Origin of the sequence: Allobosea sp. Tri-44 (assembly GCF_004123845.1) — a bacterium.
Lineage (GTDB): Bacteria > Pseudomonadota > Alphaproteobacteria > Rhizobiales > Beijerinckiaceae > Allobosea.
This window is the reverse complement of record NZ_NBDP01000005.1, coordinates 52,091-79,080: the sequence shown is the minus strand read 5'-3', so window position 1 is coordinate 79,080 and position 26,990 is coordinate 52,091. Positions and strand designations below refer to the sequence as shown.

Sequence of the window (26,990 nt, the reverse complement as noted above, 5' to 3'; positions counted from 1 at the left end):
CCGAGCGCGTCAGAAGCCCAGGTCGAAGGCGTAGCTCGCCGAGATGCCGAAGGTGACGGAGTCGCGGTCGCCGAAAGCCTTGACGATCGGAGCCTTGGCGGCGTCGCCGACGAGATGCTTGTACTCGACATAAGCCGTGGTCTGCAGCTTGTCGGACCAGTGATAGGTCGCCTGCGCAATCGCTCCGACCGAGTGCACGCCGGCATTGTAGCGCTGCAGGATGCCGCCATTGCCGGCAACGGTGCTGCCGAAATAGGTGCGGATATAGTCGGAGCCGACGATCGTCATGCGCGGGCCGACGCCGAGCGACCAGGCGCCGATGCGTTGGAAGACGTCGACCTTGGCCTCCGCCACCATCGCATCATGGGCGACGATGCCGCGGCGCAGGTCGACGCGGGCGCGCATCCATGAGGTCGGGTAGAATTCGACGAAAGCGCCGGCCTCGGCGCCGAACTTGGTATCCGGCACGCCCATGACGCGCAGGGCCACGTTGGTGTCGGCCTTGCGCTCCCAGAGCAGGTTGCCGGAGAAGCCGACGCGCCAGGCCTGGCCCGAGAAGAAGCCGATGCTGATCGCATCGTCCTCGGAGGTCCACCAGGTGCTCTTGGTGCCGCGGCCCAGCGAGATGACCGGTCGCGGGCGGAAGACATAGTCGTTCGAGCCCATATAATCGGGCTGGTAGCGCAGGCCGGCGCCGAGCGTCAGGTGCCAGTTCTGCACCGGCTGGGGCGAGGTGTACTGGCTGTACTGGGGCGATTGCGCCTGCGCAGGGGCAGCCAGCGCAAGGGACAGGCACACGGCCGCAAGGCCGGCAAGGAACGCAACGCAACGCATCGTCAGAACTCCGGCGCCATGGCGCCTTGGACTACTCGGATGCGGTCAAACTGAATCATTAGTCTTAATCCGGAGTTGACGAGCGGCTGCCTGCGACAACGCTGCTCGTATGGCTGATGGCCCGGCCGAATCCCCAGCCGCCGGATGCGGGCACCTTGCCCGGTTGCAGCCTGACAATGCAACCGCCCCGCTTCCGCCGACACTGGACCTGTTCTAGGAAGGGAGCATGACAGAGCTTCCCCGCATCGCGCGCCTCTCCTCGGTCTGCCCGCATGACTGCCCCTCGGCCTGTTCGCTCGAGGTCGAGGTCATCGACGGCAAGACGATCGGCCGGGTCCGCGGCAACAAGCGCCAGAGCTACACCGATGGCGTGATCTGCGCGAAGGTCGCCCGCTACGCCGAGCGCATCCATCATCCCGACCGGCTGCTCTATCCGCTACGGCGCGTCGGGCCGAAGGGCTCCGGCGCTTTCGAGCGCATCTCCTGGGACGAGGCTCTCGACGAGATCGCAGGGCGCTTCTTGGCGATCGAGGCCGAGCACGGCGCCGAGGCGGTCTGGCCCTACTATTATGCCGGCACCATGGGGTTGGTGATGCGCGACGGCATCAATCGCCTGCGCCATGCCAAGCGCTATTCCGGCCAGTACTCGACGATCTGTACCACCACGGCCTGGACCGGCTTCATTGCCGGCACCGGCAAGCTCGCCGGGCCGGACCCACGCGAGATGGCGAAGTCGGATTGCGTCGTGATCTGGGGCACCAATGCCGTGCACACCCAGGTCAACGTCATGCATCACGCCGTCAAGGCGCGGAAGGAGCGCGGGGCCAAGATCGTCGCGATCGACATTTATCGCAATGCCACGCTCGACCAGGCCGATCTTGCCCTCGTGCTCAAGCCGGGCACGGATGGTGCGCTCGCCTGCGCCGTCATGCATGTGCTGTTCCGCGATGGCCACGCCGATCGCGATTACCTCGCCCGCTTTGCCGATGTGCCGGACGAGCTCGAAGCGCATCTTGCGACCCGCACGCCGGAATGGGCGGCGGCGATCACCGGCCTCTCAATCGCCGAGATCGAGGAATTCGCGGCCTTGGTCGGCACGCGCAAGAAGAGCTTCTTCCGGCTCGGCTACGGCTTCGCCCGTCAGCGCAACGGGGCGGTCAACATCCACGCCGCCTCCTGCATTCCGACCGTCACCGGCGCCTGGCAGTATGAGGGCGGCGGCGCCTTCCACTCGAACAGCGGCATCTACAAATGGCGCAAGGGCCTGATCGAGGGCCTCGACAAGATCGACCGCAGCGTGCGCCAGCTCGACCAGTCGCAGATCGGGCGCGTGCTGACCGGCGATGCCGAGGCGTTGCGCGAGGGCGGGCAGGTGAGGGCGCTGTTCATCCAGAACACCAATCCCGTCACTGTCGCGCCCGAGCAGGAGCTGGTGAAGCGCGGCTTTGCCCGCGACGACCTCTTCACCGTCGTGCACGAGCAGTTCATGACCGAGACCGCGCTGATGGCCGATATCGTGCTGCCGGCGACGCAGTTCATGGAGCATGACGACCTCTATCAGGGCGGCGGCCACCAGCACATCATGTGGGGCGGCAAGCTCGTCGATCCGCCGGGCGAATGCCGGTCGAACCACGAGGTGATCTGCGCCCTGTCGCAGCGTCTCGGCGCCGAGCACCGCGGTTTCACGATGACGCCGCGCGAGATTGTCGACTGGACCCTGCAGGAGACCGGTCGCGGCACGCTCGAAGAGCTGGTCGCCAATGATTTCCTCGACGTGCAGCCGGATTTTGAGACGGCGCATTATCTCAACGGCTTCGGCTGGCGCGACGGCAAGTTCCGCTTCAAGCTGGACTGGACCAAGGTCCCGAACAGCAATGCCGGCCTCGTCGGCCCGCACGAGGCGCTGCCCGCACTGCCCGATCATTGGGGTGTGATCGAAGCGGCCGACGAGGAGCATCCTTTCCGGCTCGCCACCAGCCCGGCGCGCAATTTCCTGAACTCGAGCTTCACCGAGACGCCGACCGCCAGGAAGAAGGAGGGCGCGCCGACGCTGATGCTGCACCCGGAGGATGCGGCCGGGCTCGGCATCGCCGCCGGCGATCATGTCACCGTCGGCAACCGGCGCGGCACGGTCGAGCTCGACGCGGTGTTGTTCGATGGGTTGGTGCGCGGCGTCGTCATCGCCGAGTCGATCTGGCCGAACGGCGCCCATCGCGGCGGCCGTGGCATCAACACCATCACCGGTGCGGATTCACCGGCGCCCTATGGCGGTGCCGCCTTCCACGACAACAAGGTCTGGATTCGCAAGGCGGTGTGACCTTTGCGTCATTGCTTTTTAGATGCCGCTGTGGACGATCCGCGCCGCGCGACGGTACAGCCTGTCGAGGGGAGATTCGGGAGTCTCCCCGGGCTCAGCCGCGGAAACGGACAACGCAAGTGATGATGAAGCGGCAGGTTGGGGCGGTCGTCTGGGCCGCGGGATTGTCCCTGTTGATGTCTGCCGGTGCGGCGATGGCCGCCGGCAGCACGAGCGCACTGCCGCCGCCGGACCCGACGGCGAAGAACCTGACGCCCTATATGATCCAGCTGCGCGCCTTCGACGCCTGCCTGATCACCCAGTCGCGGCTGATGAGCACGACGCGCGAGGCGGTGCACACCCCTTGCAGCTGCTACGCCAAGGGCACGGTCAACGCCATGACCAAGGATGAGATCCAGGCTTTCCGCGACACCGGCTATTTCAACGATACGGCCCGCGAGAAGGGCTACGACTTCATCGACCGTTGCAAGCTGAAGCGGCCCTGAGCACAGCGCGGCTCATGATGCCGCGCCCGCTGCATCGGCGTTGAAGTAGCGCTCGCGCATCCGGCCGGCATAGGCGACCAGATTGGCGTGCTCCTGCAGCGCGCCACGCAGGGGCGAGTCGAAGACCTCGCAAAGCCCGGCGATCATGAAGGCGCCGAACGTCGCGTCGGCACCGCTTGGGTCTGGACCGGTGAGGTAAGGCTTCCCGCCGAGAATGCCGGCGAGCGCCTCCAGCGCCCGCTTTGCCAGTGCGAGCCGCTCCACGTCGCTGTGCCGGCCCATGCCGTGACCATGCAGGCTGCGGCGGACCTGGCGCTTGATCATGGCGACGGCCAGCGGCCGCAACGGCGCCGGCACGGCATCGAAGAAGCGCCGCGGCCCGCGGTCGAAATTGGCGGGATTGGCCCAGCGTTCCTGCACCACCATCCAGTACATGTGGTCTTCGAGCATCTTCTCGACGGCCCAGGCTGTGCCGCGCTGCTCGGCCGACAGGCCCTTGTCGAAGTCGACCCCGTGCGCCTGTTCAAGATGCAGTCGGATGAAGGTCGTGTCGGGGATGACCTTGTCGCCGTCGTGCAGCACCGGGAACTTGCCCTTCGGCGCCTTCTGCAGATTGCCGCGAACCCGACGATAGGGCAGGCCGGACATCTCCATCAGTATGATGCCCTTCATGCAGAACGGGCTCGGGTCGGGTTGGCCGAAGGCAGGCCCGAACACGTGAAGCTCCAGCATTTCTCATCTTCCCCGTGTTCGGTATGCAGCATGCACTGCTGCCACGCTCCTGACATTTAATGTCAGGGCGAGTAGAGCAAGATCAGCTTACGCCATCTTCTCATAAGCGGAACCTCGCCATGCAGCGCGCTGAACGCTTGCTCGATCTGATTCAGGGACTGCGCCGCCGGCGTCGCCCCGTCACCGCCGAGACGCTCGCCTCCGAGCTCGATGTCTCGGTCCGCACCGTCTATCGCGATATCGCCGCTTTGCTGCGCCAGGGCGTGCCGGTGCGCGGCGAGGCCGGCATCGGCTATGTCCTCGACGCCGGCTTCGACCTGCCGCCCTTGATGTTCTCGCCCGACGAGATCGAGGCGGTGCTCGTCGGCATGCGCTGGCTCTCCGAGCGCGCCGACCCGACTTTGGCGCGCGCCGCCGAGGACGTCGTCGCCAAGGTCGCGGCGGTGCTGCCGCCGCATCTGCGGCCGATCCTGCTCGACGGCGCGTTGTTCGCGCCGGCCTACTGCAAGGATTCCGCGATCGTCGACCAGGTCGATGCCGCTGCCATCCGTGCGGCTATCCGCAACGGTCGCAAGCTCGACATCGCCTATCGCGACGAGGCTGGTGCCGAATCGCGGCGGATGATCTGGCCGATCGGCATGACCTTCTTCGACCGGGTTCGCGTCGTCATCGCCTGGTGCGAGCTCCGGCAGGCCTTCCGCCATTTCCGCACCGACCGCATCGCCGAGCTCACCGCCCGCGAGGAGCGCTATCCGGCCCGCCGCGCCGACCTGTTCCGGCGCTGGCAGAAGGAGGAGCAGGAGGCCGCGTCGCGGCGGGCGATGGAGCAGTCAAGCCTGCAGAGCGAGCCGGAGGCGGTGCAGTAGGCGGGTCAAGCTCGTCATGCTCGGGCTTGGCCCAGGCATCTCAGGCCGAAGGAGGCATTGATCCGGGCCTTCTGGTCCTGAGATTCTCGGCTATCCGCTTTGTTCCGGCCGAGAATGACGGCTGGAGCTTCAGGCGCCAGCCGCCACCTCGTCCAGCTTGGCCGCTCCGGACGCCACAAGCGCCAGCCCCTGCGGGTAGATCCTATGCTCCTGCTCCAGCACGCGCGCCGACAGGCTTGCCTCGTCGTCGCCGGACAGGACCGGCACCTTCGCCTGCAGGATGGTCGGGCCGGCATCGAGCTCGGGCACGACGAAATGAACCGTACAGCCGTGCTCGGCGACACCCGCTTCCAGCGCTCGGGCATGGGTGTGCGTGCCGCGGAAATCGGGCAGCAGCGACGGGTGGATGTTGATCAGCCGGCCCTGCCAGCGCGTCACGAACCAGGGCGTCAGCACCCGCATGAAGCCGGCGAGCGCGATGAGCTGGATCTGGTTGGCTCGCAGCACCTCGTCCAGCGCGCGCTCGAAGGCCTCGCGGTCCTTGCCGAAAGGACGGTGGTCGACGCTGGCCGTGGCGATGCCGGCGGCGGCGGCCCGCTCCAATCCGCCGGCCTCCGGCCGATTGGCGGCGACGAGCACGATCTCGGCCGGGAAATCGGCGGCTTTGGCCGCCTCGATCAGCGCGACCATGTTGGAGCCGCGCCCGGAGATCAGGATCGCGGTCCGCGTCCGCCTTGCCGCCGTGCTCACAGGGCGAGCTTGCCGCGATAGGCGACGGCTTCAGCCGCGCCGCGCGCCGTGACCTCGCCGAGCCGCACCGGCTTTTCGCCGGCCTCGGTCAGCGCCGCCATGACGGCATCCGCCTGCGCGGCCTCTGCGACGACGATCATGCCGATGCCGCAGTTGAAGGTGCGCAGCATCTCGCGCTCGGCGACGCCGCCGACCTTGGCGAGCCAGCCGAAGACGGGCGGCACGAGGATCGCCGGCAGATCGATCGCGACGCCGAGATCGTCGGGCAGGACGCGCGGGATGTTGTCGGGGAAACCGCCGCCGGTGATGTGCGCCAGCGCCTTGATGCCGGGCGCCGCCTTCAGCGCCTGCAGCAGGCTCTTCACATAGATCCGGGTCGGCTCCAGCAGCGCCTCGGCCAGCGTCTGTTCCGGCGCGAATGGGGCGGGCGCCTCCCAGGCGAGGCCCGAGAGGGCGACGATGCGGCGCACCAGCGAATAGCCGTTCGAATGCACGCCGGAGGACGGCAGGCCGAGCACCACGTCGCCAGGCACGAGATCGGCGCGCGGCAGCAGCGTGCCGCGCTCGGCCGCGCCGACGGCGAAGCCGGCGAGGTCGTAGTCGTTGCCGGCATACATGCCCGGCATCTCGGCGGTCTCGCCCCCGATCAGGGCGCAGCCGGCCTGACGGCAGCCCTCGGCGATGCCGCGGACGATCTCGACGCCGGCCTTCGGGTCGAGCTTGCCGGTGGCGTAATAGTCGAGGAAGAGCAGCGGCTCGGCGCCCTGCACGACGAGGTCATTGACGCACATGGCGACGAGGTCGATGCCGATGGTGGAATGCCGGCCGCTCTCGATCGCGATCTTGACCTTTGTGCCGACGCCGTCATTGGCCGCGACCAGGATCGGATCGCTGAAGCCGGCCGCCTTCAGATCGAACAGGCCACCGAAGCCGCCGATCTCTGCGTCGGCGCCAGGACGGCGCGTCGAGCGCACCAGCGGCTTGATCGCGTCGACCATGGCGTTGCCGGCATCGATGTCGACACCCGCCTGCGCATAGGTCAGCCCGTTGGCGCCCGGTTTCGTCATCGGCACTCGCTCCTTTTGCTTCGCGAGCGAATAGGCAAGGGCAGGGCGGGGGGCAAGCCCTTCCGCGAAAGCGTTTCGCACTTCTCCCGCCCATGTTCTACCTTGAGGTGCGATTCTTTCGGCAGGTCTCCCGCGATGACGCTTCCGAACCTGATCACGATCGGCCGCCTGATCCTGGTGCCGCTGGTGATCGTCATGATCGTCAATGCCCGCTGGGACGAGGCCTTCTTCCTCTTCGTCGCGGCCGGGGTTTCCGACGCCATCGACGGTTTCATCGCCAAGCGCTTCGACATGAGGAGCGAGCTCGGCGCCTATCTCGATCCGCTTGCCGACAAGGCACTGATCGTCTCGATCTACATCACGCTCGCCATCGTCGGCATCATCCCGATCTGGCTGGTGATCGTGGTGGTCTCGCGCGACCTGATGATTGTCACCGCAGTGATACTGTCCTGGGTGATGGAAAAGCCGGTGACGATCGCGCCAATCGTCGTCAGCAAGCTCAACACCGCCGCCCAACTCGTTTTCGCCGCGCTGGTGCTCGGCTCGAAATCATTCGATATCGACGCCGGCGCGGTGATGCCAGCGGCGCAAATCATCGTCGCGGCCTTGACGCTCGCCTCGATGGGCGCCTACCTCGCCCTCTGGCTGCGGCACATGGCGGGCTGAGCCGGCTCCTTGGATGATCCGGTTCGGATCACCATAATCAGGGCGCCGCGAGGTGGCCGAGTAGAGGCGAGTGCATGAGTCTCCAGCGTCAACTGCTTTTCTGGCTGCTCGCTCTCGCCATCCTCGTGCTCGCACTGATGCTGTTCAGGGACGTGCTCCTGCCGTTCATCGCGGCGCTGGCGCTGGCCTATCTGCTCGATCCGCTGGCCGATCGGCTGGAGCGCTGGGGGCTCAGCCGGCTCACCGCGACGATCGCGATCCTCTGCCTCTTCCTGCTTATCTTCGTCGTCGGGCTGGTGCTGCTGGCGCCGCTGCTCAGCCAGCAGCTTGCCGGTCTGGTCGCGCGGCTGCCCGCCGATGCTGCCAAGCTGCAGGCTCTGATCATGGAGCGCGGCGCGCCCCTGCTTGAGCGCTTCGGCGGCGCCAAGCTGGCCGAGGACGCTCAGAGCTCGCTCGGCAATCTTGTCGGGGAAGCGACAAACTGGGTCGGCAAGCTGCTGGGGTCGCTCTGGTCAGGCGGCACCGCGATCATCGGCGTGTTCTCGCTGCTGGTGCTGACCCCGGTCATCGCCTTCTACCTGCTGGCCGACTGGGACCGCATGGTCGCGACCGTCGACAGCTGGCTGCCGCTCGACCACCGCGACACGATCCGCGGCCTGCTGCACGAGATGGACACCGCCATCGCCGGCTTCCTGCGCGGCCAGGCACTGGTCTGCCTGCTGCTCGGGACCTTTTATGCGATCGGGCTGTCGTTGGTCGGCGTCAATTTCGGCGCGCTGATCGGTATCATCAGCGGCTTTCTCTCTTTCATCCCCTATGTCGGCTCGCTGACCGGCCTCGTGCTTTCGGTCGGCGTTGCGACGGTGCAGTTCTGGCCGGACTGGACGATGCCGCTGTTGACGCTCGCCGTCTTCTTCGCGGGCCAGTTCATCGAGGGCAACATCCTGCAGCCCAAGCTCGTCGGCGACTCGATCGGCGTGCATCCGGTCTGGCTGATGTTCGCTCTGCTCGCCTTCGGCTCGCTCTTCGGCTTCGTCGGCCTGCTGCTCGCCGTGCCGCTGGCGGCGATCATCGGTGTGCTCGCCCGCTTCGTGCTGCAGCAATACCTCGCCAGCCCGTATTATCGCGGCCATGCCGGTAAGCTGCCCAAACCCCATGCCGAGCTCTGAGCCGCCGGTGAAGCCGCGCCAGCTTGCTTTCGATCTGCCGGTCGACAGCCGGCACGGCGTCGAGGATTTCCTCGTCGGCCCCTCGAACGAGCAGGCCTATGGGCTGATCGAGAGCTGGCCGAACTGGCCGGCCTCCTGGCTGCGCCTGGTCGGGCCGGAGGGGGCGGGCAAGACCCATCTCGCTGCGATCTGGGCGGCGCGCGCGCATGCCTGGACGGTGTCGGCCGCCGAGCTCGACGAAGCCAAGGTACCGCATCTGACTTCCGGCGGCGCGCTGGTGATCGAGGATTGCGACCGCGCTGCGCTTGATGAGCCGGCGCTGTTCCATCTGCTCAACGCCACCAAGGCACGCGGCGCCACCGTCCTGCTGACGGCGCGGACCGAACCGGATCGGTGGGGTCTGAAGGTGCCGGACCTGCTCTCGCGCCTGCGCCTGGCACCGCAGGCCGAGATCGCACCGCCCGATGATGCGCTGCTGCGCGCGCTGCTGGTCAAGCTCTTCGTCGACCGTCAGCTGATCGTCGATACCGGCACGATCGAGGCGCTGGCGCTCCGGATGGAGCGCTCCTTCGCCGCGGCGCGCGATCTCGTCGACGCGCTCGACCGGCTTTCGCTCGAGCGCGGCCGGCGCGTCACCCGCGCCATGGCCACCGAGGTGGTCGCCTCGCTTTTCCCGGACGAGTAACCGCTCAGGCCTTGGCGGTATTCGCCGTGCCGGTCAAGCGGGCATGGATGGTCTCGATCAGGAGATCGTGTGCCCGCGCTGCGATTGCGTCGAGCGACGGCGTCTTGACGAACATGGCGGCGGCTTTCTCGGCCAGCTCCTCGCGGCTCGGCAGGGTCGGCATGTGCCACTGCGCGATCGCGTCCTGAGCCTGCGCCTGCATCGCATGCAACTGCTCGCTGGCCCGCGCCTGCAGCGCGGTGAGCGCCTCGCGGAATTCGGGCAGCGTCAGCGTCGGCAGATGCAGTTCGGGCAGGCCTGGCGCATTGGCATAGGCGTCGCGCAGGGACTGGACGATGCGCTCCACCGGCACGGAGGCGGCGAGGCGCTCAGCCGAGCGCTCGATCACGCGCGGCGGCAGCGCCTGCGAGCGCTCGACGACGGCCTGTGGAGGCGCCTTCAGATCCCAGACCAGGCGCAGCTTCGACAGGCCGAGGATGAGGTAATAGGTCGGGTCCCACTGCCACCAGCGAAAACCCTGGCGGACGCTGTACTGATAGGCGTGGTGGTTGTTGTGCCAGCCTTCACCCATGGTGATGATCGCCAGCCACCAGTTGTTCCGGCTCTCGTCGCCGGTGACATAGTCCTTGTCGCCATGCACATGCGCCAGCGAGTTGATGCAGAAGGTGGCGTGATGGACCGCGACCGTCGACCAGAAGAAGCCGACGAACAGGCCGCTCCAGCCGTCGATGGCGAAGCAGGCGATGGCGAGCAGCACCGCCGGAAGCAGCTCGAAGCGGTGCAGGAAGCGCAGCTCCGGGAATCGGGTCAGGTCGGTGACGGTCGAGGTGTCGCAGCGATCGTGGCCGTTGCTGAAAATCCAGCCGACATGTGAATAGAAGAACGAGGTCAGCACCGGCGAGTGCACATCATGCTCGGTGTCGGCGAAGCGATGATGGTGCCGATGCTTCGAGGCCCACCAGATCACGCTCTTCTGGGCTGTCGACTGGGCGAGGAAGGCGAGCACGAACTGGCCGACCCGGCTGGTCTTGTAGGTCCGGTGCGAGAAGTAGCGGTGGTAGCCACCGGTCACCGCGAACATGCGCAGCCAGTACAGGCCAAAGGCGAGCCAGAGCGAGGTCGCGCTGACGCCGCTCCAGAGCGCCCCGAAGCAGGCGAGATGGGCCAGCACGAAGGGAATGGCCGAAGGGTAGACGATATCGCCGTGGTCGTCGGCGTGCTGGTTCTGCTCTGACAAGTTCATTCTCTAAAAGTGCGTCTGAAGGCATGCGAGATTCACATGCCGACCAAACAGCAGGGGCGGGGCTGGCGCAAGCGGCGTCAGCGCCGCAGCAGGGGAAATGACGGGGATTTGCTGAAGATCAGGCGCAGCGCGCAGGCGCCGAGCAGTGCAGCCATGAAGGGCCAGTAGGCCATGTCGAGCCGGGCGCGCATGCCGAAGGCGATCATGAAGCTCAGCCAGATGTACCAGGCACCGAACAGGTGCAGCCGACGCCAGGCGACGGGTCCGATCAGAGCGGCCGTCCGGTCGAAGGAGGTCGCCGCCATCGCCGCGATTACCAGATAGGCGCTGCCGCCGCCAGGCAGCATGTTCGGACCGCCGAGATCCGCGAACAGCTTCGGGTCGGTGACGGCGAGCGCGATGATGGCGATGGCGTGCAGGAGATGCGAAACGGCAAAGCCGAGGCCGAGTTGCCGCCGGTTGCGCAATTGCCAGCGCGTCCACGGGTTCGGGCAGACACGAAACAGCGCCGAGGCGGTGAAGGCGAGCAGGAAGAGGGCGAGCGAGGTCCGCGCCGTCAACCGGATGGCCATGCGGATACCGTCGCTGCCGCCGGTGGAGGCGAAGGCGGCGAGGGCTGCAACCGTAAGGATCGCCGCGAGCGTGGCCAGAAGGGGCCAGCCTTCCTGTGCGCTTGGAAGCGCCGAGCCGCGCTTGGTTTCGTTCGACATCACAGATCTCCGCTTCGTTGTTTTCGAGATGTAATCGGTGATTACATATCAATGGCGCTCCAGCAATGGATGTAATCGATGATTACATGATCGTGATGGGCAAGCATGGCGGCTCAGCTCGGCTGCTGCGGAACGGGAAACTGGTCTAGGCTCGCTGTGATGAGCACGACGAAAGCGAGTCGGACGGGGAAGGCTACGAGCGCCGCGAGCGCCTCGACCTATCATCATGGCAATCTGCGCGAGGCGCTGATCGCCGAGGGGTTGGTACTCGCAGCCGAAGGCGGGCTCGACGCGGTCAGCATCCGGGAGGTGGCGCGCCGCGCCGGCGTCTCGCCGGCGGCGCCGTTCCGGCATTTTCCCGACAAGGTGGCGCTGATGACGGCGGTGGCCGAGGAGGCGATGGTGCGCTTTCGGGCCGAGATCGTCGCAGCGCTGGCACGCGAGGTGAGCGATGATCCGATCAGGCGGGTTCGCGCCATCGGCAAGGCCTTCCTCGATTGGGCGCGGCGCAATCCGACGCATTTCGAGATCATCTCCTCGCGCCGGGCGATCGATTTCGCCGGCTCGGCCTCGCTGGGCGCAAACAATGCCCAGATCCAGGCGCAGATGGTGGCGTTGCTCGAGGAGGCGGGCCGGCGCGGGCTCCTGCGCGTCGATGACCCACAACTGATCCAAATCACCGGTCGCGCGTTGGTCTATGGCCTGGCGCGCATGTTGATCGACGGGCAGTTTCCGAGCTGGGGCGTCGCGGAGGCCGAAGCCGAGGACCTTATGGAGCGCTCGCTCGACCTCTTCCTTGCCGGACTGCTGAAGAATCCGGCGACTGCAGACCCGGGCCGTTCATGACGTTTCGGTCTCGCCTGTCATCGAACCGTCACGCTACGGTGGCTTCAAGGCGAAGGCGGTCGCGATGGCTGCAAGCAAAACGACACAGAACACAGCTACAGGACCGGCAGTGGCACGAGCGGCATCGACAGCGAGAGCGAAGCGAATGACCCAAGATGTGGCGGAAGCGCCGGTCCAGGCGGCTGTGGCCCCGGCTCCGACAGCGGCGGTCCTGCAAATCGACGAGGAGCTTCGGCAATCGCCCAAGCGCTTCATGAACCGGGAGCTGTCCTGGCTGCAGTTCAACCGGCGGGTGATGGAGGAGGCCTCCAACCGCAATCATCCGCTGCTCGAGCAGCTGCGCTTCCTCTCGATCTCGGCGAACAATCTCGACGAGTTCTTCATGGTGCGCGTCTCCGGCCTGCGCGAGCAGCTCAAGGCCGGCGTGGTGACACCGAGCCAGGACGGTTTGAGCCCGGCCGAGCAGCTTTCGGCGCTGGGCGAGGGCGTTCACGCTCTGACCAGTGACCAGCAGACCCGCTGGACCGAGCTCAAGCACGATCTGGAAGCGAATCGGATCGTGCTGCTGCGGCCGGCCGATATCGGCGCGCAGGACCGCATCTGGCTGGAAGACCGCTTCCTCCACTACGTCTTCCCGGTGCTGACGCCGCTGGCGATCGACCCGGCCCACCCGTTCCCCTTCATTCCCAATCTCGGCTTCACCATCGCGCTGGCGCTTGAACGGGTCAGTGACGGGCGCGCGCTCGATGCGCTGATCCGCGTGCCGGTGAAGATCGACCGCTTCATCGAATTGCCCGATCTCGCCCGCGATGGCGTCCAGCGCTTCATCATGCTGGAGGACCTGGTCGCGCTCTTCATCGGCAAGCTCTTCCCCGGCTACGAGGTCAAGGGCACCGGCTCTTTCCGCATCATCCGCGACTCCGATCTCGACATCGAGGAGGAGGCGGAGGATCTGGTCCGCGTCTTCGAGACGATGCTGAAGCAGCGCCGCCGCGGCGTCGTCATCCGGCTCGAACTCCACTCCGACATGCCGGCGCATCTGCGCAGCATGATCATCCGCGAGCTCAAGGTCGATCCCGACGAGATCGTCGTCGTCGACGGCATGATCGGCTTGAACGAACTCTCGCAGCTCGTCGGCGTCGACCGCCCGGACCTGAAGTTCAAGCCTTACAACGCCCGATTTCCCGAGCGCATCCGCGAGCATGGCGGCGATTGCTTCGCCGCCATCCGCCAGAAGGACCTGATCGTCCACCACCCCTATGAGAGCTTCGACGTCGTCGTGCAGTTCCTGCAGCAGGCGGCGCGCGATCCCAATGTCGTCGCGATCAAGCAGACGCTCTACCGCACCTCATCGAACTCGCCGATCGTCCAGGCGCTGGCCGAGGCCGCCGAGGCGGGCAAGTCGGTGACCGCGCTGGTCGAGCTCAAGGCGCGTTTCGACGAGGAAGCCAACATCCGCTGGGCCAAGGATCTGGAGCGCGCCGGCGTCCAGGTCGTCTACGGCTTCATCGAGCTCAAGACCCACGCCAAGCTCTCGATGGTGGTGCGCCGCGAGGCCGGCCAGTTCGCGACCTATTGCCATATCGCGACCGGCAATTACCACCCGATCACGGCGCGGATCTACACCGACGTCTCCTTCTTCACCGCCGACCCGGTGATGGCGCAGGACGTCGCCCGCATCTTCAACTTCATCACCGGCTATGCCGAGCCGGCCGAGCTGGAGCGCATGGCCGTCTCGCCGGTCAACCTGAAGAAGCGCCTGCTCGACGACATCGCCGAGGAGGTCGCGCATGTGAAGGCGGGCCGCAAGGGCGCGATCTGGGGCAAGTGCAACTCGCTGGTCGATCCCGAGATCATCGACGCGCTCTACGACGCCAGCCAGGCCGGCGTGCAGATCGATTTCGTGGTCCGCGGCATCTGCTGCCTCAGGCCGGGCGTGCCGGGCCTCTCCGACAACATCCGGGTCAAGTCGATCGTCGGGCGCTTCCTCGAGCACACCCGGGTCTATGCCTTCGGCGCCGGCCACGGCATGCCCTCGGCCAAGGCCAAGCTCTACATCTCCTCGGCGGACCTGATGCCGCGCAACCTCGACCGCCGCGTCGAGGCGCTGACGCCGATTCTGAACGCGACGGTCCACCAGCAGATGCTCGAACAGATCATGCTGGCGAACTTTCTCGACAACGAACAGAGCTGGACCATCTTGCCCGATGGCGGCTCGCGACGCATTGTCCCGCCTTCGGCCGAAGAGTCGTTCAACGCCCACAAGTATTTCATGACGAATCCGAGTCTGTCTGGTCGTGGAAAATCTCTCTCGAGTTCGAGCCCGCGCAGCCTCTCCCGCCGCGCAAGCAAGAAGGCCTGAGCAGGCGCCGGGCCGGCTGAGCGTCGGCGACACCGTCGCGATCATCGACATCGGCTCCAACTCGGTCCGTCTCGTCGTCTACGAAAACCTGTCGCGGGCTCCCGCGCAGGTCTTCAACGAGAAGGAGATGGCGGGTCTTGCCCGGCAGGTTGCGTCGACCGGCATGCTGGCGGCGGACGCGATCGACAAGGCTCTGTCGGCGCTCGTGCGCTTCCGCATCCTGTGCGAGGCCATGCATGTCGGCGAGCTGCGGGTCATCGCTACGGCGGCGGCCCGCTATGCCAAGAACGGTCCTGACTTCATTACGCGGGCCGAAGCGGCGGTCGGCCAGCCGATCGAGCTGATCTCCGGCGATCGCGAGGCCTATCTCTCGGCACTCGGCGTGATCTCCGGCTTCGATCAGCCGCATGGCGTCGTCGGCGACCTTGGCGGCGGCTCGCTCGAGCTGATTTCCGTGGACGGTGACAAGGTCGGAGCGGGGATCAGCCTGCCGCTCGGCGGCCTCGCGCTGATCGATCGTTCCGGGAACTCGATGAAGGCGGCCGAGAAGATCGTCCGCGACGATCTCGACCATCACCCGCAGTTGGCAGCGATGCGCGGGCGTGATTTCTACGCCGTCGGCGGCACCTGGCGCGCGCTCGCGACCCTGCATCAGCGCCAGTCGGGCTATCCGCTCAACGTCATGCACGGCTACATCGTACCGGCCCGCGAGGCGAGCGACTTCGTCCGCCTGGTCGAGCGTGCCGACGCCTCGATGCTCGAAGCGATCGAGGCGGTCTCCTCGGCCCGGCGCCCGCTGCTCGCCTACGGCGCGCTGGTGCTCGACCAGATCATCAAGCGCGGCCGGCCGCGCAATGTGGTGATCTCCGCCAATGGCGTGCGCGAAGGCCTGCTGCATGAGCAGCTCGACAAGGGCGAGCGCTCTGCCGATGCGCTGCTGCGCGGCGCCGAGGACTACAATCGGCTGCGCGCCCGCGATCCGCGCCACGCCGAAGATCTGATCGCCTGGACCAATCAGCTCGTCGCCGGTGCCTATCCGCATGACGACCCGGCGCTGCAGCGGCTCCAGCGCGCCGCCTGCCTGCTCTCCGATATCGGCTGGCGCGCCCATCCCGACTATCGCGGCGAGCAGACGTTGAACGTTATCGCCCACGCTTCGTTCAACGGCGTCGACCATGCCGGCCGCGCCTTCCTCGCGCTGACGGCGTTCTATCGCTATGCCGGCCTGAAGGCCTCGGCGCCCGCGGTCGAGGGTCTGCGCCGGCTGCTGACGACGCGCCTGCTCGAGCGCATTCATATTCTCGCCGCGGCTTTCCGCGTCGCCTATCTGATCTCGGCCGGCATGCCGGGCATCCTGTCGCGGGCGCCGCTGACTTGCGTCGACAGCCGCCTCGTCCTGCGCCTGCCGGACGATCTGAAATCACTGGCGAGCGAGCGCGTCACCGGGCGGCTGAAGCAGCTCGCGAAGCTGCTCGGGCGCGAGATCGATATCCGCTGAGCGGGAAGGGTCGCTCCATGATCCTCGTCACGGGAGCGACCGGCCATGTCGGGAGCGCTGTCGTCGGCAGGCTGGCGTCGCTCGGCCACGATGTGGTCGCGATGGTTCGGGACCGCCAAACCGCTGCCGAACGCCTGCCACCCGAAATCGCCCTGCGCGTCGCCGATTACGAGGATGCCTCTGCCCTGAAGAGGGCTTTCGCGGGCATCGACGAGATTGTCCTCATATCGAGCGACGGCGAGGCGAGCGCAGTCATGCGCCACCACGCCAACGCCATCGCGGCGGCGACTGCGGCCGGCGCAAGGCACATTGTCTTCACCAGCATCGTTGATGTCGACGATCGGTCGCCGTTCTACTTCGCGCCTGTCTACCGCGACGCGGAGCGGCGCCTTGCGGCTTGCGCCGTGCCTTCGATCATCCTCAGATGCGGCCTGTATTGTGAGTTCATTCTCGACCATTGGCTTTCCCCCAGCCAAACCTCGGGAGAACTGGTGCTGCCCACTGGGGACGGCGGGGTCGCGCCGATCTCGCGTGACGACGTGGCAGCCGCCATCGCGGCGGTCGCAGCCAACCCCGACAAATCTCCCAAAATCCATACGGTCACGGGAGATTTGGCGCTGGATTTTGACGAGATCGCCGCCTCTTATGGCGAAACGGTCGCGAGCCAGGTCGGCTATCGTCCCTGCTCCATCGACGAATACCGGGCCCTGGCGTCGGCGCAGCTTGACGATCCCTGGCCTTGCGCCTTCTCCACTCTGTGCGCTTCGATCGCCGAAGGCCGCTACAGCCGGGTCTCTAACGACTTTGCTGTCCTTACGGGCCGCGAACCAGAGAGCTTCCGGGACTTCCTTCGTCGCGCGACAACCGCGACAGAGGCGTAGCCTGCCTCTCTAACGAGGTATGAGCTGCTGGAAGGCCGTCGGCTGGATCGATATCCGGCCGACGAACGGCCGGTCATGCGCCAGGATGACGAAGTAGGCTGCCGAGACCACCACCACATAGAGATGTGCTGCCACGATCTGCATGCGGAAAGCGTGGCTGTTGCAGATGATGATCGAGAGCATGGTGGCGGTCGAGATCAGCCACATCGCGCACCATTGCGCCCAGGTGATGCCGGCGATGGAAGCCGCCAGCCGCGCCAGCCGCGCATGGCGGATTTCGAGAAGCTGGTTGAGCACTGGTGCATAGGCCGCCACTGCAGTCTGTCGGGAGACCAGCTGGATCGCACCGAGCAGGTGCTTTTCCGATTTATCGAAGATCGCATCGTTGAGGGGTGTGCTTCTGGCCATTGCTGGCCAGTCGACCGCGACGACCTCATGCAGATAGTCCTGCAGCCCCTTGGTCAGCTCGGACCGCGTCTCCTCGGGCAGCACCACCGATAGCGTCAACGCCGTCTCCACCGCATCGGCCTCGCGCTGGACCGCGGTCCGCGCCGAAACGGCGTCGTTCCAGATGCCGGCCGCGGAGAAGGCGACGATCAGGGCGAACAGCCCCCCGCAGGTGTTGATGATCGAATCGCGGATCGGCAGCGGCTCATCCAGGCGGTAGCCAAGACGAGGGATCGCGAAGCGGACGAGGCCGATCAGAAACCAGCAAGCCGCGACGCTGAGCGCCAGGACGGCGAGGAACATCGCCGTCAGCGGCAATTGATGGAACAGGATGAACACGTCGCCCCCCGAACTCCGCCAGCGCTCACACGACAGCTGCAGACCTGATGGCGGCCCTAGCCGACCGTGACCCGCCCGCGCACGATCCTGAGCGATAGCGAGCCGTTCTTCAGCGCCAGCGCCTTCTCGCCAAAAAGCTCGCGGCGCCAGCCCTTCAACGCCGGCACGTCGGCCTCGTCGTTGCTGGCGATCTCCTCGAGATCGTCGCTGGAGGCGATGATCTTCGGTGCGACGCGTTCGGTGTCGGCGGTTGCCTTGAGCAGCACCTTGAGCAGATCGAGCACGGCGCCGTTACTCGGCCGGCCACGCTCTCGCTCGAGCCGGGGCAGGCTGTGCGGGTCGAGCGCCAATGCGCGTTCGACCGCGGCCAGCACCTCGCCACCGGCGCGTGAGCGCTCGAAGCCATTCGGCACGGAACGCAATTCGCCGAGCGCCTCGGCCGAGCGTGGCGCGCGCTGGACGATGTCCATCAGGGCATCGTCCTTGAGCACGCGCTGGCGTGGCACGTCGCGATGCTGCGCCTCGCGCTCGCGCCATGCGGCGAGCTCCATCAGCACCGCCAGCTCCTTCGGCTTGCGCAGGCGCCCCTTGAGCCGCTGCCAGGCGTTCTCGGGCTTGACCTCGTAGGTCCCCGGCGAATTGAGCACCGCCATCTCCTCGGCGACCCAGCTCTCGCGGCCGCTCGCGGCGAGATCGGCCTGCAGCGCCAGATAGACGTCGCGCAGATGAGTGACGTCGGATTCGGCATAGGTCAGCTGTGCCTCGCTGAGCGGGCGGCGCGACCAGTCGGTGAAGCGCGAGGATTTGTCGACGCGCGCCTTGGCGAGGTCATTGACAAGCTGCTCATAGCCGACCGAGTCGCCATAGCCGCAGACCATCGCAGCGACCTGGGTGTCGAACAGCGGCGTCGGCAGCACCTTGCCGAGCATCCAGACGATTTCGAGGTCCTGCCGGGCGGCATGGAAGACCTTGACCACGTTCTGATCGGTCATCAGCGCCATCAAGGGCGCAAGATCGAGGCCGTCAGCCAGCGGGTCGAGCATCACGGCCTCGTCCGGCGAGGCCATCTGGACCAGGCAGAGCTTCGGGTAATAGGTCGTCTCGCGCAGGAACTCCGTGTCGACGGTGACGAAGGGGTGCGCGGCGAGGCGGGAGCAGGCGGAGGCGAGCTCGTCGGTGGTGTTGATCAGGTTCATGGCCGGCGCTCATAGCAGATCAGCGCGCGCCATGTCGCGGGCGTTCTTGACAAGCAAGCCGCGCGCGTGTGGTTACGGCGCCAAATCGCTTGCGTGCCCGATCCTGGCCGCATGGACGCCCGGAAAGCTGAACCCGTGACCTTGCACCGCTACCGTTCCCACACCTGCGGCGCGCTCCGCGAGAGCGACATCGGCGCCTCCGTGCGCCTGTCCGGCTGGTGCCATCGCATCCGCGACCATGGCGGCGTGCTGTTCATCGACCTGCGCGACCATTACGGCCTGACCCAGGTCGTGATCGATCCGGATTCGCCGGCGTTCGCCGATGCAGAGAAGGCGCGCGCCGAATGGGTCATCCGCATCGACGGCAAGGTCAAGGCGCGCTTCGCCGGCACCGAGAACGCCAATCTCGCGACGGGCGCCGTCGAGGTCTTCGCGACCACGATCGAAGTGCTCGGCCCGTCGGCCGAACTGCCGCTGCCGGTTTTCGGCGATCTCGAATATCCCGAGGACACCCGCCTCAAATACCGCTTCCTCGACCTGCGCCGCGAGAAGCTGCACAACAACATCGTGCTGCGCGGCAAGGTGATCGACTCGCTGCGCCAGCGCATGAAGACGTCCGGCTTCTCCGAGTTCCAGACGCCGATCCTGACGGCCTCGAGCCCTGAGGGCGCGCGCGACTTCCTGGTGCCGAGCCGCCTGCATCCGGGCAAGTTCTATGCGCTGCCGCAGGCGCCGCAGCAGTACAAGCAGCTCCTGATGATGGCGGGCTTCGACCGCTATTTCCAGATCGCGCCCTGCTTCCGCGACGAGGACCCGCGCGCCGACCGGCTTCCCGGCGAGTTCTATCAGCTCGACGTCGAGATGAGCTTCGTCGAGCAGGAAGACGTCTTTGCCACGATGGAGCCGGTGATTGCCGGCGTCTTCGAGGAGTTCGGCGAGGGCAAGTCGGTCACCCGCAACTGGCCGCGCATTCCCTATGCCGAGGCGCTGCGCAAATACGGCTCCGACAAGCCCGATTTGCGCAACCCGATCGAGATGCAGGATGTCTCCGAGCAGTTCCGCGGCTCGGGTTTCAAGGTCTTCGCCCGCATCCTCGAAGGCGAGAAGAACCGCATCTGGGCGATTCCCGCGCCGGGCGGCGGCTCCCGTGCCTTCTGCGACCGGATGAACTCCTGGGCGCAGGGCGAGGGCCAGCCCGGCCTCGGCTATCTGATGGTCAAGGAAGACGGTGAGGGGCAGGGGCCGATCGCCAACAACATCGGTCCCGAGCGTGTCGCCGCGATCGTCGCCCAGATGGGGCTGAAGGGCGGAGATGCCTGCTTCTTCGTCGCGGGCGATCCGGACAAGTTCTACAAGTTCGCCGGCAGCGCCCGGAACAAGGTCGGCTCGGAGCTCGGGCTGATCGACGAGAACGCCTTCGCCTTCGCCTGGATCGTCGACTTCCCGATGTTCGAGTACAACGAGGACGAGAAGAAGGTCGACTTCTCGCATAACCCGTTCTCGATGCCGCAGGGCGGTCTGAAGTCGCTGCTCGAGGACGATCCGCTCTCGATCAAGGCGTTCCAGTACGACATCGCCTGCAATGGCTACGAGCTCGCCTCCGGCGGCATCCGCAACCACAAGCCGGAAGCGATGGTGAAGGCCTTCGAGATCGCCGGCTATGGCGAGGAGACGGTGATCGAGCGCTTCGGCGGCATGTACCGGGCCTTCCAGTACGGCGCGCCGCCACATGGCGGCATGGCTGCGGGTGTCGACCGCATCATCATGCTGCTCGCCGGTGCGACCAATCTGCGCGAGGTCGCGCTGTTCCCGATGAACCAGCAGGCCGTCGACCTCCTGATGGGCGCGCCGTCGCCGGCGAGCCCGAAGCAGCTGCGCGAGGCGCATCTGCGCGTCAACCTGACCGAGAAAGACGGCTGAGCGACCATGGCCTACCTGCCTGCCGGGCGAGCGCTGCTGCTCGCCTGCTTCGTCGCGCTGCCGCTTGGCGCCTGCGTCGCCGGTCATGCCGATTCCACTTCAGGCCGCGCTTCGGCGCTGGCGACGACGGTCTCGCGCGCTATCGCCTGCAAGGCCGGCTCGCCGCAGCGCACGACGCTGGATCGCTTCATCGCTGCCGAGAAGGCACGTGGGGCGAACGACGAGCAACTCGCGGCTGCGCGCTCGGCCTATGTCACGGTGTCCGAAGCCGAGATGATCAACCAGGACGTCCGCCCGCAGCCCTGCACCGCTGAAGAGCGGGCGACGCTGCGCGGCAAGATGAACGATGTCCGTGCCGGCCGATTCGAGGCGCCCTGACCGTCCATGGCTGTACTGAAGCCTAGCCTTGCCGCGCTCGCAGCCTTGAGCCTTGCCGGCTGTACGATGGCCGGGCCGATGCTCGGCACGCCCGAATTCACGGCTGCGCAGGTCTCACGCGCCTATGATTGCGGGCTGAGGGTCGATCGTAGCCGCATCATCGGGCGCCTGCCGGCCGACCAACGCGGCCGTTTCGTCGCCGCCAATGCGAGCTATGCGGTGAAGTCCTACAACGCGCCGCGCCGTTGCGATGCGACCGAGCGCGAACGGCTCCAGCAGGAGCTGCGTTTTGGCGCGCGACGCTGATCGCCTCTTGCCTCGCGCCGCTCATCCCGCGCAGATGCGGCCATGACCCTTTCCGCCGCCGACGTCACCGCCATTGTCGTCAGCTTCGACAGCGCTGAGGTGCTGCCGTCCTGCCTCGCCGCGCTGGCGGGCGAGGGCGTCGCGGCGATCGTCGTCGACAATGCCAGCGGCGACGCCTCGGCCGAGGTCGCAGCGCAACACGGCGCACGAGTCCTGAGCAACGCCCGTAACGAAGGCTATGGCCGCGCCAACAACCGTGGTGTACGGGCGGCGGTGACGCCCTTCGTCCTGATCGTCAACCCCGATCTCGAAATACAGCCAGGCGCGGTGTCTGCCCTGCTGGCGGCGGCCAAGGCTTATCCGGATGCCGCCGCCTTTGCGCCGCGCCTGGTCGAGCCCTCGGGCCGCGTCTTCCTGCAGCCGCGCTCGCTGCTTTCGCCCGATCATCTCAATCGGGCTGCCCGAATCACGCTGCCCGAGGGCGATGCCTGCCTGCCGTTCCTGTCGGGAGCCTGCCTGCTGCTGCGGCGCGAGATCTTCCTGGCGCTGGGTGGCTTCGATCCGGCAATCTTCCTGTTCTACGAAGACGATGACCTTTGCCGGCGCCTGCGCGACGCCGGTCACGCACTGATCCATGTCGACGGCGCCAGCGCCCGGCATGGTCGCGGCCGTTCCAGCGCGCCATCGCCGCAGCGGCGCTTCACCGCGCGCTGGCATCTTGCCTGGTCGGAGTATCACATGGCGCGCAAGTGGGGCCTGCCTGTACCCGGCCTGAGCAAGACCATCGAAAATGCAGCCAAGGCAATCGGTTACGGCCTGATCTTGAATCAGGACAAGATGTATGCGCATGCCGGCTCGGTCGCCGGCGCGCTCGCGGCACGCGCCGGCCAGAGCGCACTCGCCCGGCAGGAGCTGAACGAGGCGGAGGTCATTGCGTGACAGGCTTCCTGCGCACCGCCAGTGCCGCCGACGGGCTGAGCCTGCCGCACAACCATTTCGGCCTGCTGCGCCTGCTGCTGGCGCTGGCCGTCGTCGTCTCGCACGGCCTCAGCGTCACCACCGGCAAGGTCGAAGACGAGCTGCTTGCCCATTCGACCGGCTTCACGCTCGGCGAGCACGCGGTCAACGGCTTCTTCGCCATCTCCGGTTTCCTGGTGACGATGAGCTATGAGCAGCGCGGCTGGCGCGACTATTTCGTCGCCCGCACCTTGCGCATCGCGCCCGGCTTGATCGCGGCGACGCTCGTCGTCGCGCTGCTGCTTGGCAGCGCGCTGACCAAGCTCGACCTCTCCGCCTATCTCGCCGACCCGCAGCTCTGGCGCTTCATCAACGGCACGTTGACCAACTTCAAGAGCTCGGCCCCGCTGCCGGGCGTCTTCACCGAGAACCCGCTCAAGTTTCCGATGGGGACGGTCTGGACGCTGAAATACGAGACCCTCTGCTATCTCGGCGTTTTGGGCATCGGGCTCGTCGGCCTGCTGGCCCATCGCCGGATCGTGCTGGGACTCTGGGCGGCGCTGGTCGTCGCGACGGTCCTGCGCGAGATTCTTGCGCCCGACGGGTCGAAAGGCCTCGAGACGGCTCTGCGCCTGCCGCTGATCTTCCTGACCGGCGGGCTGATCTATCTCTGGCGCGAGCGCGTGCCGCTGTCGCTGCCGGGGCTCGTCATTGCGCTCATCGTTGTGGCCGTTGCCCAGCCGACGCCGGCCTATAAGGCGCTGCTCTATCTCGTCACCGCCTGGGGCGTTCTGGTGCTGGCGCTGGCGCCGCCGCTGACCCGCTGGCGCAGCGAGCCGCCCGCCGATCTGTCCTATGGCGTCTATCTCTATGGCTGGCCGGTGCAGCAGGCGTTCGTCGCGCTGTTCCCGACGGTCGGGGCACTGACGCTGTTCGGACCGTCGCTCGTCGTGACGCTGCTGGTTGCGGCGCTGTCCTGGTATCTGGTCGAGAAGCCGGCGCTGGGGCTCAAGCGCCGCCTGCTGAAGCCTGCCTGATCGCCGCCGCCAGCTCGTCGACACGGTCCGACATCAAGAGCGGCAAGAGTTGCGAGACCTTTTCCGATGGCAGCTCCCACCAGCGGCTCGCCAGCAGCGCTTCGATCTGTACTTCCGGCAGCCGCAGCCGCACCACCCTGGCCGGGTTGCCGGCAACGATCGCATAGTGCGGCACATCGCGGGTCACCACGGCCCGTGCCGCAACGACGGCGCCATGGCCGATCGTCACCCCGGACATGATCATCGCCTGCGAGCCGAGCCAGACGTCATGGCCGATGGCGACGTCGCCGCGCGTCGTATCATGGCCGCTCATGCCGCGCGCCGCCGGCCACAGGCCGGGCAGGGCGGGGAAGGGATAGGTCGTCGCCCAGTCGGTGCGATGATTCCCGCCCAGAAAGATTTCGACACCGTCGGCGATCGAGCCGTAGCGGCCGATCGAAAGCCGCGCCCCGCTCTCCGGGAACCGGACCTTGGGCCGGCCATAAGTGAAGGCGCCGACCGTGATCTGCGCCGGCCGGCGCGCCAGCAGCTTCGCCAGATGGATACGCGTCTGGTTGTCCGGATTGACCCAGCGCCGCAGGAAGCTGCGCGGGCCGGCGGGCAGGCCGGCCCACCAGGTCGCGAGCGCACCCGGGCGCCAATCGGCGTCCGGGCTGGAGATGTCGTGCAAGGTCAAGCCGTCCGCCTCACTCGGCAGTGGCCTGGACGTCGATCTTGTCGAAGATCTCGGTCGGGTCGCCGAGCGTGATGACGTCGGCGAGGCCGAGCCCACTCGCCGACTTGGCATTCGCCTTGACGGTCAGCGTGCCCGGCTTGGCGACGAAGCGGGCGATCGCGTTCGCCAGCGCCTTGGCGCCGTCGGACGGACCGAGGATGGCTGCGAGGCCGAGGCTCGCCATCATGCCGTATTCGCGTCGGACATCCTCGACCTTGCGCTTCGACTTCTTCGCCTCGTTCTCGATCAGCTTCTCGGCGAGGCCGAGATTCTGCAGCTTGAGCTCGACATTCTTGGCGGTCGCGCCGAGCAGCGCCACCTGGGCCAGAGCGAGGTCGCCGGAGAAGACCTCCTTGCCGATATTGCCGAGCATGCCGGTGGCGTCGAGTCTCGCCATGCCGGCGCCGCTGAGCGAAAGCGTGCGGATCGCGAACTCCTTGCTCGTCTCCTGCCAGGCCAGCGCGAGCTTCGCCGACAGGTCGATATTGCGGTAGCCCATCGCCAGCAGGTCCTTGGCGGCGGGATTATCGGCGCTATCGACGATCGGGAAGGTGATCTTGTCGAGCGTCAGCGCCATGTCGGTCGGGATACCGTTGACCTGCTCGCCGGCCTTGAGCTCGAAGCTGCCGAGGCCGACCTGGATCGGGGCGCCGGCCGGGCGGCCGCGTTTGCCGTCCTGCGGCACGCTCATCTGCACGCCATTCATCTTGACCGTGCCGAGCTTCGGAATGAAGCGGCGGAAGTCGAGCGTCTTGAGATCAACCGCGGCATCGCCGAGGGCCTTGACCTCGCGCACCACGCTCTCGAACGAGAAACCGGAATAGCCGAGCGAGGCGATCACGCCTTTCGCGCCGCTACCTTCGAACTGCAGGCCCTCGATCACCACGCCGGACTTCTCCGGCGTGTCCTCGCCGAAGGCCATGCGCGAGATACGCATGTCGACGGGCTCGGCCTTGGCACCTGGCTTCGGCGGTGTCTTCAGCGCCATCACGAGGTCGCGGAGTTCGCCGCTGCCATAGTCGACGGCGTCAACGATTTCGGCCATGGCGAGCAGCAGCTTGCGGCTACGCGCTTCGCTGATCGCCGGGTCTTCCTTGCTGTTGAGATCTCGCGAGGCCTTTTCCGATTCCTCGCTCAGCACCGCGATGCGCGTCATCAGCTCACCCATCGGCTCGGAGGCGACGCGCGCCTTGAAGCCACGCAGCGAAGCCTTGCCGGCCGTCATCTTGCCCTGCTCGCCGAGGTCGAGCGAATAGCCGTCCTGCTCGAGCTTGCCGAGGACCGGCTGCAGCGGCGCCGTTTCGCCCGGCTTGGCCTTCTCGGCGAAGACGCGCGCGATCTGCATCAGGTCGAGCGTCTCGAAGCTGGTGCGCTTGATCTCGCCATTGATAGGGCCGGTGCTGCCGCCCTCGACCTTGATTGTGCCGTCGCTCGATTCGCCGCGTCCGATCCGGCCTTCGCGAATGTCGGCAAACTTGATGTTGCGATAAGTCGTGACCTGCTTCTGCGGGCCGAAATTCTGCTCCATCACCAGCGTCGGCGCGCTGATCTCGCTGGCATCGAGCTTGCCGAGCCTGGCGATGGCGCTATCGCCGCTGCCCTGGAAGATGGCGAGGAAGCCATCGCGGTCGAGCGAGGTGCCCTTCACCTCGAGCTTCGGGATCGAGAGCACGAACTTGCCGAGGTCGAGCTTGATGTTGTCGAGCTGGAGATCGGCCGCGGAGGCGGGGCCGGCCAGGAGGACCAGTATCAGGGCGGTCGTGGACAGCGGCCGGAAGCTGGCGAGGCGTCGGCCGGGCGAAATCGTCATGGTGGTCTCCTGAAGCATGCGTCGAGGCCCGCGGGCGCGTAGCTGGGGCCAAGCCCCCGATTGGCAGCGCCAGAGACGGATTCGCCGAGCGGGCAGCAAATTCGTCCTTGGCCGGAAGTCGGCGCCGACCCTGCCGCAAGGCGATGACGAAAGAAAGATGGCGTGTCCGCCGTTTGGGCGAAATGCTTGACGAAACGGTATTGCTTCGTGCCATTGGCCGCAGAACCGCCACGAGGCCGCGCAAGGCTTGCGTCAGGGTGGCCTGTCTGGCGCGAGGCGCGATGATGTCTGTTGTGGAACGTTTCCTGCGCCTGGCCTCCGTCGTCGCGCTGGCCCTGGGCGTCCTTTCGATCCTGCTGAAACCCGCAGAGGCACAGAACGCACCCGTCGCGGGTCTCGAGCCGCTGACCATCGTCACGGCTTCGGGCCGTCACGCTTTCCAGGTCGAGGTGATGCGCACGCCGGATCAGCGGGCGCGCGGGCTGATGCACCGCCAGTTCATGCCGGCCGATCGCGGCATGCTCTTCGATTTCGCCCGCACCGAGCCGGTCGCGATGTGGATGCAGAACACCTACATCTCGCTCGACATGCTCTTCATCCGCGCCGACGGCACGGTCGCCCGCATCGCCGAGCGAGCCGAGCCGCTCTCGACCCGGACTATCCCGTCCGGTGAGCCGGTCCTCTCGGTGCTCGAGGTCAATGCCGGCATCGCCGAGAAGCTCGGCATCAAGCCGGGCGACAAGGTCGAGCACCCGCTGTTCAAGCGTTGAGCGG

The 26,990-nt window shown here is 66.8% G+C and carries 26 protein-coding genes; 16 read left to right on the top strand and 10 right to left on the bottom strand.

From position 1 onward, the window contains the following. Positions 1-9: 9 nt before the first annotated feature. Entirely contained in the window at positions 10-834 is an 825-nt protein-coding gene (locus B6S44_RS04965; RefSeq protein ID WP_129155667.1) for a MipA/OmpV family protein, read from the bottom strand. A gap of 226 nt (positions 835-1,060) precedes the next feature. Here B6S44_RS04965 and B6S44_RS04960 point away from each other — a divergent pair, with 226 nt between their 5' ends. Further along, positions 1,061-3,151, top strand: coding sequence for a molybdopterin-containing oxidoreductase family protein (locus B6S44_RS04960; RefSeq protein WP_129155666.1), 2,091 nt, complete (start codon positions 1,061-1,063; stop codon positions 3,149-3,151). Between the two features lie 122 nt (positions 3,152-3,273). Then, positions 3,274-3,636 (top strand): hypothetical protein, encoded by a 363-nt coding sequence (locus B6S44_RS04955; protein WP_129155665.1) that lies wholly within the window; start codon positions 3,274-3,276, stop codon positions 3,634-3,636. A 12-nt stretch (positions 3,637-3,648) separates the two neighbouring features. On the opposite strand, the gene B6S44_RS04950 is transcribed toward B6S44_RS04955, so the two are convergent. Then, positions 3,649-4,368, bottom strand: a complete 720-nt coding sequence (locus tag B6S44_RS04950; protein WP_129155664.1) for a glutathione S-transferase family protein — start codon at positions 4,366-4,368, stop codon at positions 3,649-3,651. Between the two features lie 119 nt (positions 4,369-4,487). Here B6S44_RS04950 and B6S44_RS04945 point away from each other — a divergent pair, with 119 nt between their 5' ends. Then, a complete protein-coding gene (locus B6S44_RS04945) occupies positions 4,488-5,234 on the top strand; it encodes a helix-turn-helix transcriptional regulator (protein ID WP_129155663.1) in 747 nt (248 codons plus the stop codon). A 129-nt stretch (positions 5,235-5,363) separates the two neighbouring features. On the opposite strand, the gene purN is transcribed toward B6S44_RS04945, so the two are convergent. Beyond that, positions 5,364-5,984: a phosphoribosylglycinamide formyltransferase gene (purN, locus tag B6S44_RS04940; protein WP_129155662.1), complete on the bottom strand. Its 621-nt coding sequence runs from the start codon at positions 5,982-5,984 to the stop codon at positions 5,364-5,366. After that, on the bottom strand, positions 5,981-7,051 hold the full coding sequence (gene purM, locus B6S44_RS04935; protein ID WP_129155661.1) for a phosphoribosylformylglycinamidine cyclo-ligase: 1,071 nt from the start codon (positions 7,049-7,051) through the stop codon (positions 5,981-5,983). Before purM ends, purN begins: the two co-directional genes overlap by 4 nt. A gap of 135 nt (positions 7,052-7,186) precedes the next feature. Here purM and B6S44_RS04930 point away from each other — a divergent pair, with 135 nt between their 5' ends. The 3 genes from B6S44_RS04930 (at position 7,187) to B6S44_RS04920 (ending at position 9,571) form a co-directional block, all read left to right on the top strand. Then, positions 7,187-7,717, top strand: a complete 531-nt coding sequence (locus tag B6S44_RS04930; protein WP_129155660.1) for a CDP-alcohol phosphatidyltransferase family protein — start codon at positions 7,187-7,189, stop codon at positions 7,715-7,717. Between the two features lie 74 nt (positions 7,718-7,791). After that, positions 7,792-8,886 (top strand): AI-2E family transporter, encoded by a 1,095-nt coding sequence (locus tag B6S44_RS04925; RefSeq protein WP_129155659.1) that lies wholly within the window; start codon positions 7,792-7,794, stop codon positions 8,884-8,886. Continuing rightward, positions 8,873-9,571, top strand: a complete 699-nt coding sequence (locus B6S44_RS04920; protein WP_129155658.1) for a P-loop NTPase family protein — start codon at positions 8,873-8,875, stop codon at positions 9,569-9,571. Before B6S44_RS04925 ends, B6S44_RS04920 begins: the two co-directional genes overlap by 14 nt. A gap of 4 nt (positions 9,572-9,575) precedes the next feature. Here B6S44_RS04920 and B6S44_RS04915 read toward each other — a convergent pair whose 3' ends face one another. Further along, positions 9,576-10,814, bottom strand: coding sequence for an acyl-CoA desaturase (locus B6S44_RS04915; protein WP_129155657.1), 1,239 nt, complete (start codon positions 10,812-10,814; stop codon positions 9,576-9,578). A gap of 77 nt (positions 10,815-10,891) precedes the next feature. Then, positions 10,892-11,524, bottom strand: a complete 633-nt coding sequence (locus B6S44_RS04910; RefSeq protein WP_129155656.1) for a hypothetical protein — start codon at positions 11,522-11,524, stop codon at positions 10,892-10,894. 159 nt (positions 11,525-11,683) lie between these two features. Here B6S44_RS04910 and B6S44_RS04905 point away from each other — a divergent pair, with 159 nt between their 5' ends. The 4 genes from B6S44_RS04905 (at position 11,684) to B6S44_RS04890 (ending at position 17,111) form a co-directional block, all read left to right on the top strand. Then, positions 11,684-12,370, top strand: a complete 687-nt coding sequence (locus tag B6S44_RS04905; protein ID WP_129155655.1) for a TetR/AcrR family transcriptional regulator — start codon at positions 11,684-11,686, stop codon at positions 12,368-12,370. A gap of 64 nt (positions 12,371-12,434) precedes the next feature. Further along, positions 12,435-14,732: an RNA degradosome polyphosphate kinase gene (locus tag B6S44_RS04900; RefSeq protein WP_129155654.1), complete on the top strand. Its 2,298-nt coding sequence runs from the start codon at positions 12,435-12,437 to the stop codon at positions 14,730-14,732. Beyond that, complete coding sequence (ppx, locus tag B6S44_RS04895) at positions 14,668-16,230, top strand: exopolyphosphatase (protein WP_129155653.1); 1,563 nt, start codon at positions 14,668-14,670, stop codon at positions 16,228-16,230. Before B6S44_RS04900 ends, ppx begins: the two co-directional genes overlap by 65 nt. A 17-nt stretch (positions 16,231-16,247) precedes the next feature. Beyond that, on the top strand, positions 16,248-17,111 hold the full coding sequence (locus B6S44_RS04890; protein ID WP_129155652.1) for an NAD(P)H-binding protein: 864 nt from the start codon (positions 16,248-16,250) through the stop codon (positions 17,109-17,111). Positions 17,112-17,120: 9 nt separating this feature from the next. On the opposite strand, the gene B6S44_RS04885 is transcribed toward B6S44_RS04890, so the two are convergent. Together B6S44_RS04885 and rnd are read right to left on the bottom strand one after the other, a co-directional pair. Then, the gene (locus B6S44_RS04885; RefSeq protein WP_129155651.1) at positions 17,121-17,897 is read right to left on the bottom strand and encodes a bestrophin-like domain; all 777 of its coding nucleotides are present in this window, start codon (positions 17,895-17,897) and stop codon (positions 17,121-17,123) included. A 56-nt stretch (positions 17,898-17,953) separates the two neighbouring features. After that, positions 17,954-19,093 carry a ribonuclease D gene (gene rnd, locus B6S44_RS04880; RefSeq protein WP_129155650.1) on the bottom strand — a complete coding sequence of 380 codons (1,140 nt, stop codon included), beginning with the start codon at positions 19,091-19,093 and terminating at the stop codon, positions 17,954-17,956. Between the two features lie 141 nt (positions 19,094-19,234). Here rnd and aspS point away from each other — a divergent pair, with 141 nt between their 5' ends. From aspS to B6S44_RS04855, 5 genes are read left to right on the top strand one after another with little or no spacing between them, the layout of a single operon-like run. Next, entirely contained in the window at positions 19,235-21,013 is a 1,779-nt protein-coding gene (gene aspS / locus B6S44_RS04875) for an aspartate--tRNA ligase (RefSeq protein ID WP_129155941.1), read from the top strand. Between the two features lie 6 nt (positions 21,014-21,019). Then, complete coding sequence (locus B6S44_RS04870) at positions 21,020-21,391, top strand: hypothetical protein (RefSeq protein WP_129155649.1); 372 nt, start codon at positions 21,020-21,022, stop codon at positions 21,389-21,391. Positions 21,392-21,397: 6 nt separating this feature from the next. Further along, complete coding sequence (locus B6S44_RS04865) at positions 21,398-21,697, top strand: hypothetical protein (RefSeq protein ID WP_129155648.1); 300 nt, start codon at positions 21,398-21,400, stop codon at positions 21,695-21,697. A gap of 42 nt (positions 21,698-21,739) precedes the next feature. After that, entirely contained in the window at positions 21,740-22,636 is an 897-nt protein-coding gene (locus tag B6S44_RS04860) for a glycosyltransferase family 2 protein (protein ID WP_129155647.1), read from the top strand. Next, on the top strand, positions 22,633-23,691 hold the full coding sequence (locus B6S44_RS04855; protein WP_129155646.1) for an acyltransferase family protein: 1,059 nt from the start codon (positions 22,633-22,635) through the stop codon (positions 23,689-23,691). The genes B6S44_RS04860 and B6S44_RS04855 overlap by 4 nt, the downstream gene beginning before the upstream one ends. Here B6S44_RS04855 and B6S44_RS04850 read toward each other — a convergent pair. Next, a complete protein-coding gene (locus tag B6S44_RS04850) occupies positions 23,663-24,271 on the bottom strand; it encodes a CatB-related O-acetyltransferase (protein WP_282568169.1) in 609 nt (202 codons plus the stop codon). The genes B6S44_RS04855 and B6S44_RS04850 overlap by 29 nt on opposite strands. Positions 24,272-24,377: 106 nt before the next feature. Then, positions 24,378-26,216, bottom strand: coding sequence for a hypothetical protein (locus B6S44_RS04845; protein WP_129155644.1), 1,839 nt, complete (start codon positions 26,214-26,216; stop codon positions 24,378-24,380). A 281-nt stretch (positions 26,217-26,497) separates the two neighbouring features. Between B6S44_RS04845 and B6S44_RS04840 the strand changes: the two genes are divergently transcribed. Continuing rightward, positions 26,498-26,986: a DUF192 domain-containing protein gene (locus tag B6S44_RS04840; protein ID WP_465246087.1), complete on the top strand. Its 489-nt coding sequence runs from the start codon at positions 26,498-26,500 to the stop codon at positions 26,984-26,986. The last annotated feature ends 4 nt before the right edge of the window (positions 26,987-26,990 follow it).

What these genes read in the sequence shown, in the direction of transcription:
- B6S44_RS04965 (WP_129155667.1), bottom strand. Translation starts at nt 834, where the DNA reads ATGCGTTGCGTTGCGTTCCTTGCCGGCCTTGCGGCCGTGTGCCTGTCC.
- B6S44_RS04960 (WP_129155666.1), top strand. Translation starts at nt 1,061, where the DNA reads ATGACAGAGCTTCCCCGCATCGCGCGCCTCTCCTCGGTCTGCCCGCAT.
- B6S44_RS04955 (WP_129155665.1), top strand. Translation starts at nt 3,274, where the DNA reads ATGATGAAGCGGCAGGTTGGGGCGGTCGTCTGGGCCGCGGGATTGTCC.
- B6S44_RS04950 (WP_129155664.1), bottom strand. Translation starts at nt 4,368, where the DNA reads ATGCTGGAGCTTCACGTGTTCGGGCCTGCCTTCGGCCAACCCGACCCG.
- B6S44_RS04945 (WP_129155663.1), top strand. Translation starts at nt 4,488, where the DNA reads ATGCAGCGCGCTGAACGCTTGCTCGATCTGATTCAGGGACTGCGCCGC.
- purM (WP_129155661.1), bottom strand. Translation starts at nt 7,051, where the DNA reads ATGACGAAACCGGGCGCCAACGGGCTGACCTATGCGCAGGCGGGTGTC.
- B6S44_RS04930 (WP_129155660.1), top strand. Translation starts at nt 7,187, where the DNA reads ATGACGCTTCCGAACCTGATCACGATCGGCCGCCTGATCCTGGTGCCG.
- B6S44_RS04925 (WP_129155659.1), top strand. Translation starts at nt 7,792, where the DNA reads ATGAGTCTCCAGCGTCAACTGCTTTTCTGGCTGCTCGCTCTCGCCATC.
- B6S44_RS04920 (WP_129155658.1), top strand. Translation starts at nt 8,873, where the DNA reads ATGCCGAGCTCTGAGCCGCCGGTGAAGCCGCGCCAGCTTGCTTTCGAT.
- B6S44_RS04915 (WP_129155657.1), bottom strand. Translation starts at nt 10,814, where the DNA reads ATGAACTTGTCAGAGCAGAACCAGCACGCCGACGACCACGGCGATATC.
- B6S44_RS04910 (WP_129155656.1), bottom strand. Translation starts at nt 11,524, where the DNA reads ATGTCGAACGAAACCAAGCGCGGCTCGGCGCTTCCAAGCGCACAGGAA.
- B6S44_RS04905 (WP_129155655.1), top strand. Translation starts at nt 11,684, where the DNA reads ATGAGCACGACGAAAGCGAGTCGGACGGGGAAGGCTACGAGCGCCGCG.
- B6S44_RS04900 (WP_129155654.1), top strand. Translation starts at nt 12,435, where the DNA reads ATGGCTGCAAGCAAAACGACACAGAACACAGCTACAGGACCGGCAGTG.
- B6S44_RS04890 (WP_129155652.1), top strand. Translation starts at nt 16,248, where the DNA reads ATGATCCTCGTCACGGGAGCGACCGGCCATGTCGGGAGCGCTGTCGTC.
- rnd (WP_129155650.1), bottom strand. Translation starts at nt 19,093, where the DNA reads ATGAACCTGATCAACACCACCGACGAGCTCGCCTCCGCCTGCTCCCGC.
- B6S44_RS04870 (WP_129155649.1), top strand. Translation starts at nt 21,020, where the DNA reads ATGGCCTACCTGCCTGCCGGGCGAGCGCTGCTGCTCGCCTGCTTCGTC.
- B6S44_RS04865 (WP_129155648.1), top strand. Translation starts at nt 21,398, where the DNA reads ATGGCTGTACTGAAGCCTAGCCTTGCCGCGCTCGCAGCCTTGAGCCTT.
- B6S44_RS04860 (WP_129155647.1), top strand. Translation starts at nt 21,740, where the DNA reads ATGACCCTTTCCGCCGCCGACGTCACCGCCATTGTCGTCAGCTTCGAC.
- B6S44_RS04845 (WP_129155644.1), bottom strand. Translation starts at nt 26,216, where the DNA reads ATGACGATTTCGCCCGGCCGACGCCTCGCCAGCTTCCGGCCGCTGTCC.
- B6S44_RS04840 (WP_465246087.1), top strand. Translation starts at nt 26,498, where the DNA reads ATGATGTCTGTTGTGGAACGTTTCCTGCGCCTGGCCTCCGTCGTCGCG.